This window comes from Thiomonas sp., assembly GCF_034007205.1.
GTDB lineage: Bacteria > Pseudomonadota > Gammaproteobacteria > Burkholderiales > Burkholderiaceae_C > Thiomonas.
The window spans coordinates 1-6,899 of record NZ_JAVERI010000036.1 but is presented as its reverse complement, the minus strand read 5'-3'; the positions used below and the strand labels follow the sequence as shown (position 1 = coordinate 6,899).

5 protein-coding genes and 1 pseudogene are annotated in these 6,899 nt (G+C 51.7%); 2 read left to right on the top strand and 4 right to left on the bottom strand.

Annotated features, from left to right (window positions below; genetic code table 11):
* Positions 1-90: 90 nt before the first annotated feature.
* The 3 genes from RBR52_RS15200 to RBR52_RS15190 form a co-directional block, all read right to left on the bottom strand.
* Positions 91-333: a GIY-YIG nuclease family protein gene (locus RBR52_RS15200; protein ID WP_320378117.1), complete on the bottom strand. Its 243-nt coding sequence runs from the start codon at positions 331-333 to the stop codon at positions 91-93.
* Between the two features lie 66 nt (positions 334-399).
* Positions 400-759, bottom strand: a complete 360-nt coding sequence (locus tag RBR52_RS15195) for a GIY-YIG nuclease family protein (RefSeq protein ID WP_320378116.1) — start codon at positions 757-759, stop codon at positions 400-402.
* 59 nt (positions 760-818) lie between these two features.
* Positions 819-1,103 carry a hypothetical protein gene (locus RBR52_RS15190; protein ID WP_320378115.1) on the bottom strand — a complete coding sequence of 95 codons (285 nt, stop codon included), beginning with the start codon at positions 1,101-1,103 and terminating at the stop codon, positions 819-821.
* Between the two features lie 378 nt (positions 1,104-1,481).
* On the opposite strand from RBR52_RS15190, the gene RBR52_RS15185 reads away from it, so the two are divergent.
* Positions 1,482-4,148: a PKD domain-containing protein gene (locus tag RBR52_RS15185; protein WP_320378114.1), complete on the top strand. Its 2,667-nt coding sequence runs from the start codon at positions 1,482-1,484 to the stop codon at positions 4,146-4,148.
* Between the two features lie 163 nt (positions 4,149-4,311).
* Positions 4,312-5,496 carry a hypothetical protein gene (locus tag RBR52_RS15180; protein ID WP_320378113.1) on the top strand — a complete coding sequence of 395 codons (1,185 nt, stop codon included), beginning with the start codon at positions 4,312-4,314 and terminating at the stop codon, positions 5,494-5,496.
* 536 nt (positions 5,497-6,032) lie between these two features.
* Here the strand turns inward: RBR52_RS15180 and RBR52_RS15175 are convergent.
* A pseudogene (locus RBR52_RS15175) lies at positions 6,033-6,770 on the bottom strand (IS5 family transposase); the annotation flags it as partial.
* Between the last annotated feature and the right edge of the window lie 129 nt (positions 6,771-6,899).

Sequence of the window (6,899 nt, the reverse complement as noted above, 5' to 3'; positions counted from 1 at the left end):
AAAGAGAAAAACGCCTAACGAGGCGTATACCGCGATGCGGCCGGCGGTCCAACAGGCAGCCTAACTATGGACAGAGATTTCACTTAAAAATTAGAAGATCTTGTTCAGACAAGTGGAGCCACCTCTCTTCTCCAATTCGATGGTAGCATGGATATCTTTTCCAGATTCGTACCAAACCAACATGTTTACATCATATTTTGCGCTGAAGCTTTCAGTGTGCGTTTTGTTTTTATGTTCATACATACGGCGCTCCAGATTGCTGGTCACCCCGGTGTAAAGTGTTCCATTTCGTTTGCTGGCAAGAATATAGGTATAGGCGTGTTTATCTTCCATATGGCGTCCCTGCATAAAACTGGATTCCGCGACTACGCGCGGAATGACATCAACCTGACTCAAACATCACCCCCCGTCACCGACAACAGTCATTCTGCGCGAAGGACGCGCAGCGGCCGTAGTCGCAGAATCCATACAATCCAAACTCAGATCTTTCCAATCCGGATTATTTTTCTCAATCAAAGCAATTTTCCAGGCTCTACTTCTGTTTTTAATTTTCTTCTCCAATTCGATGGCAGCATGGATATCTTTTCCAGATTCGTACCAAACCAACATGTTTACATCATATTTTGCGCTGAAGCTTTCAGTGTGTGTTTTGTTTTTATGTTCATACATACGGTGCTCCAGGTTGCTGGTCACCCCGGTGTAAAGCGTTCCATTTTGTTTGCTGGCAAGAATATAGGTGTAGGCGTGTTTGTCTTTCATATGGCGTCTCTGCATTCAACTGGATTCCGCGACTACGCGCGGAATGACATCAATTTGGCTCATACATCCCCCCCGTCACCCACAACAGTCATTCTGCGCGAAGGACGCTCAGCGGCCGTAGTCGCAGAATCCATCATCCTTGATGCGCCAGACATGGACTCCGTGACTGCACTAACCGAACGATACACCAGGGGAAAAAAATCAACCCGCACAATACCATACTGGCCGGAAAACTCCTCAATCCGTGCCGTGGCAACCAGATCAACCAGCACCGGATCGTTGAACTGGAGCCACCATCTGCTGTCCGCCAACTCCCTGCGCTCACTGATGACAACAATCTGCACGCCACCATCACCTAACCACCTGGATTGCATCCGTATTCTACGCACATCTTTTTCATCCTTTGCCCTGCCGACCGTTTTTCTCTGCAAAACTTTTTATAAAAGAATTGTATTCAACGCCCAATCATATTAGATGTTTTCGTTTTAAAGTATGGCCTTTAAACATCTGAATACGCGATCACTCACAAAAATGAAACGCAGTATCGTACCAGAATAGTCTGTTGACCACTGGTCTCATCAGCAGAAGGTCGCACCCCGCACGTGCCCGCGTTCCCATTCTTCTACAGCAATCAAGCCGCCGGCACAGGTAACACCGTTCCCTGTCAGTACGACCAGCCTGCCCCGGGCAGCACAGATTGCACACAACACGAAATACAAGAAATGACTTCAAGTTACAAAAACGAAATCAAGATCGGCACCCCCCTCCTGTCTGCTGCTCAACATTCCCCGGAAAAACCACCACTCAACAAATCGAGTCTTTTGGCACACCGAATGCATAAGTGGAAACCATGGCACTCGTTTTACACAACCATTGGTAAGGTGAATATTATGCATCGTGTTCTGGTCTCTTTTCTACTAACCTTCTTCTTTTGCATGCCCACCTGGGCATTTGCAGACAGCACCCACTCGATCCACGCCGAATGGTCGCGGTACTCCGCGCCGACAGGATTGACAGTTGCCGGATTTAATCTCTACCAGGATGGAGAGCTGGCCTGTCAGACACAAGGTTCTCGCGCCACGTCACTTGACTGCACAGTGTCGTTAAAAAACGACAGCCCGCAATTCACACTGACAGCGGCATTCACAAACGGCACTGAAAGCTCTCATTCAGAACCGTTTGCCTTTACACCACCGTCCATTACACCGGTTGGCGAAACAGCAACCATTCGTGCACAATGGACAAGATACACCGCACCCAGCGGGTACACCACATCGGGCTACAACCTGTATATGGAAGGCGTTCTGGCCTGTCAGACACAAAGTACACGGGCCACTTCACTCGACTGCACAGTGTCTCTTCCTAGCGACAGGACCAGCTTCACGCTGACAGCTGCTTTTACAAACGGTGCTGAAAGCGCCCACTCAGAGCCATTTACGTACACAAAACCAAACAGCAAGCAACCGCCGACCGCTGCAATCACCGCCTCGGCAAACAGCGGTACAGCTCCTGTCAGCATCACCTTTAACGGGTCGGGTTCGACAGCAGGCAGCAGTGCCATCACCTCGTATAGCTGGAACTTTGGCGATGGTGCCACTGCCTCGGGATCAACTGCTTCCCACGAGTACACCGCAGCAGGAACCTACACCACCACACTGACAGTCACCGACCAGGCCGGATTAACCAACCTGACAAGCACAACCGTCGTAGTGTCAGCACCAAGCAACACCACCACGCTGAACGCCGTGCTCAATACCTCCGGCAACAGCGGCCAGGCACCGCTCACTGTTTCCTTCGACGGCTCAAGCTCAACAGCAGCCACCGGCAACACCATCAGCTCCTACAGCTGGGATTTTGGTGACGGGACAACCGCCACCGGTGCAACCGCCTCCCATGCCTACACCTCGGCAGGAACCTATACCGCCACCCTGACCATTACCGACAACAGAAGGCGGACAAATTCAACCACCACCGCCATTGTGGTCTCTGCTCCTGCCAATACCAACAACAGTACGCTTGCTGCTGTTATCAGCACCTCTTCCGCTGCCGGTCCGGCACCGCTCACCGTTTCTTTTGACGGCTCAAGCTCAACGGCGGCATCCGGCAACAGCATCAGGTCCTACAGCTGGGACTTCGGCGACGGCACCACCGCCTCCGGTGCAACCACCTCCCATGCCTACACCTCGGCAGGAACCTATACCGCCACCCTGACCATTACCGATAACAGAAGACGGACACAGTCAACCAGCACCCCCATTGTGGTCTCTGCTCCGGTCAACACCAACAAGGCACCCTCTGCTGTGGTAACCGCCACACCAACCACCGGTACCTTGCCGCTGACCGTTACCTTTGACGGCTCGGGCTCCAGTGATTCCGATGGTCGCATAACCAGCTACATCTGGGATTTCGGCAACGGCAGCACCGCCTCCGGCGCCAACAGCTCCCATACCTACACTGCCGCCGGCACCTATACCGCCAGCCTGACAGTCACCGACAACAACGGTGCACGTCATACCGCCAACACCACCATCGTGGTTGAAGAAGAGCTGCTGACAACAGATATCAACCTGGAGGCAGGTGAAGTTGAAGTGACCGACAGCTGGGTATTCGTACGGTTCACCAACACCTTCAACAACCCCATTGTTATAGCCGGGCCACCCAGCATCAACGATGCCGATCCCACCACTGTACGTATCCGTAACGTCAGCAAGACCGGCTTCCAGATCAGAATGGCCGAGTGGGATTATCTGGATGGTGAGCATTACAGCGAAACCGTGCGCTACCTGGTAATGGAAAAAGGACGCTCCACCCTGAGCGACGGCACCATCATTGAGGCAGGCAGTTTTGCCGGTACCAGCAAGTCCAAGAACGTGTCGTTTACCAGCAGGTTCAACAAAACACCGGTGGTTGTAACCACTGTGGTCACGGAAAATGGAACCAACGCCATCAGCGGCCGGATCAACAACATCACCCAGCAACGCTTCAGCTACTCCTTCCAGGAGCAGGAGAAGAACAGCAGTACCCACGCCAATGAAACCGTACACTATGTTGCCTGGGAACCCGGCCAGGGCACGGTTGGCTCCATGCGCTTTGAAGTCGGCACCACCGGCAACGTTGTGACCAACGCCTGGTACACGCACAATCATCAGAGTGCCTTTGGTCAGACACCGTTCCTCCTGGCTGATATGCAAACAACCAACGATACCGACACAGCAGCCCTGCGCGTGCGCAACACCACTGCAAACAGCTTTGGCGTCAAGGTTGAAGAAGAACGGTCCAAAGACTACGAAGTAAAACATGGTACCGAAACAGTCGGGTACATCGCAATCGGGCAGGAACAAACCGCCTCCAGCGGAACGTCCTCAAGCGGACGGCCTCGACGCAGATAAAAGAAACTTCTGTTGCCATGGTAAGGTTGTGGTACATGAACAACCTTACCAGGCACAGAACACCTTGACCTGCCTGAACTCTATCGTCTTTAATAATCCATATCAGCCGATGTCTGGCTGAAGAATGAACCACAATTCTTATTATGTATGAGGTTTACACATCATGAAAAAGTTTAAACTGATAAGCCTGGTCTTCCCGACCCTTCTGATGGCAGCCGGCACCTCTTCTGCCTGGGCAGCACCTGCAGTGACCAATGTTGCCGGAAACGTTCAACAAGGTGGGCAGATAACCATCAGTGGCTCCAGTTTCGGCGCAACCGGGCCGAATGTTGTCCTGTTTGATACCTTTGACAAGGGCACTGTAGGAAACAGAATCTCTACGACAACAGGTTCTGCTGCAATCGGGAACTGGTCAAGTACCAGCAACAACATTGCTAACCCGACGTACTCCAGCGAGCAATCGTTGAACGGTGACAGCAGAAGTATGCGTATCAGGTGGTTTGGTGGTTCCGGACAGCAGTCATCAGGGCCGGAGTTATTCTTTCCAAGTGTTGGCAGTGGCTCTGCTGTGACCATATCATGGTGGCAGTTCATGCCATCAAACAGGAGTGTACCTGGTACGAGTGGCAACGAAGGCCCAAACTGGAAATGGTACTGGCTGTATGATAGTAGCAAAAGCTGGGGGGATAACTCGGATTATGTTTCCACCTGCTTGAGCAACAACAACTGTGATGCCATGCAGGGTCCTTATGGAACAAGAAGCGGGGCATCATCTGGAGTTTGGGATAGTGATTGGTATGGCACTATTTTCAAAAAAGGCACCTGGATGCGGTTTACGCTTAGTATGAAAAACGCAACATCCGGGGGGTGGGCATGGAATCAGGAGATCAGTGCTGATCGACACAGTGTTCCATTTGATGTTAAAAATATAAAAACAGCAGCATCCGGTCATGCCTGGAACAGTCTTACGCTACCAGGATACGGCAGAGATGATAGTAATGGAGAGGCTTTCTACGATGATGTGTACGTGGCAACAGGTAACGGCGCACGGGCTCGTGTGGAAATAGGTGAGGCTGCGACCTATTCGTCATGCAAAAAACTGGCAATTCTGCCGACTACGGCATGGTCAAGTACACAGGTTAAAGCAACGCTTCATTCGGTCGGGCAATTCAAAGCCAACGACAAGGTCTATCTGTTTGTGGTGGATGCCGATGGCAGTACATCGCCAGGATATGGACCACTGACTGTTGGCCAATCAAGCGGCAGTGCGCAGTCCCCGGCACCAACTCCGACACCCCCCGCACCAACAGCCACTGCACCTTCCGGGCTGAATATCAGTGAAAGATAACAGCACCTGATGCACAACCCCTCTTCCCCCTGCTCAACCATCTGGTCCAATGTAAACGATCAGAGAGCAGGGGGATGTATCCTTCCCCTCTTATCATAAACGTTTGGCCTTTCAAAAAGATAACCTTGCCATATCTTTTAAAGTTTTAAGCCTGCAACACTCGGAACTTCTCTCTTCTCACTTTGGAAGTATGGTTGCGGCAATTGTCCAAAGCTGCACTAAAAAAATGATGCCTGAGTGATCTGACAGACAATTTGGTGGGAGAGGTTATAATCGAAAAGCTGATAAAAACTTTATTGACCACAAAAAAGGACGAATCTTGACAATTTTACGCTTTAATCGTGTTAAAGAATTGGTACACCTTCACCACAACGCTTTAGCAGGCTGTTGAAAAACAGGAAAATACGAGACAAGGGTTGTTTGTTTGCCCTTCGATAGCTCTTTGACAGTGAGCACTTGACCGTTTTTCGTCATGGTGTGTTGCCGGTTTTCATCTTCCGAGGCGCTTCAAGCCGCTCTGATGAGGATTTCCCCTCTTATCCAGAGGTAACTACCCCCAGATTACGCATTCGGACCATGTTGTAGGCTGCCGCAGAGAGCGTGAACAGCCAGTCTATCTTTTCCACGCCTTTGTATCTGGCTTTGCGTAACCAGGCGACGGTCTTCATCCAGCCAAATATCTCTTCCACCCGTTTGCGTTTTTTCCGGCTCACAGCATAACCTGCATGACGGGTGGTCCGGCCATCGATGGCGGAGCCTTTGACTTTTTGTGCTACATGTGGAGTAACGGTCAGGCTGCGCAGGTCATCGACGAACTCCTTGCAGTCATACCCTTTGTCCGCGCCGATGGTGACCCGATGGACACCTGGAATATCGGAAGCCATGGAAAGGGCGGCCTCGCGCTCCGCCGTCCCGGTTGCCTGGGTCAGGCGGGTATCGACGACCAAACCGTTCCGATTTTCCATCAGCACATGCCCCATAAAGCAAAGCTTGGCCTCCTTGCCTTTTCCTTTTCTGAACAGCCGGGATTCTGGATCGGTGACTGATGCGTGCGTGTCATTGCGGCGCTTCTTCCCGTGGAAATCCACTGCCGGATTGCGGTTGCCGCCGGTAGAGACCGGAGGCTCCTCATCTTTGGGCCGAAAGCTCTTCAGCGATGCCCACGTTTCGATCAACGTGCCGTCAACAGTGAAATGGTCGTCGGACAGGAGTCCGGCTGCCTCGGCTTGGGAACAGATGGATCGCAAGAACATCACCGCAAGATCACTGTGCAGAAAGAAGTGGTCTCGGAAATTCGGACAAGCCCTTAAGTGGAAAATCTGCTACCACTAACGCCCAACGATGGGCACAACATGGAGCAGAAAATGGCAAAAAGAACGAGGCGGAAACATTCAGCAGCATTT

Excerpts from the sequence above, each read along its gene's own strand:
- RBR52_RS15180 (WP_320378113.1), top strand. The coding sequence starts at position 4,312 with ATGAAAAAGTTTAAACTGATAAGCCTGGTCTTCCCGACCCTTCTGATG.
- RBR52_RS15185 (WP_320378114.1), top strand. The coding sequence starts at position 1,482 with ATGACTTCAAGTTACAAAAACGAAATCAAGATCGGCACCCCCCTCCTG.
- RBR52_RS15200 (WP_320378117.1), bottom strand. The coding sequence starts at position 333 with ATGGAAGATAAACACGCCTATACCTATATTCTTGCCAGCAAACGAAAT.
- RBR52_RS15195 (WP_320378116.1), bottom strand. The coding sequence starts at position 759 with ATGAAAGACAAACACGCCTACACCTATATTCTTGCCAGCAAACAAAAT.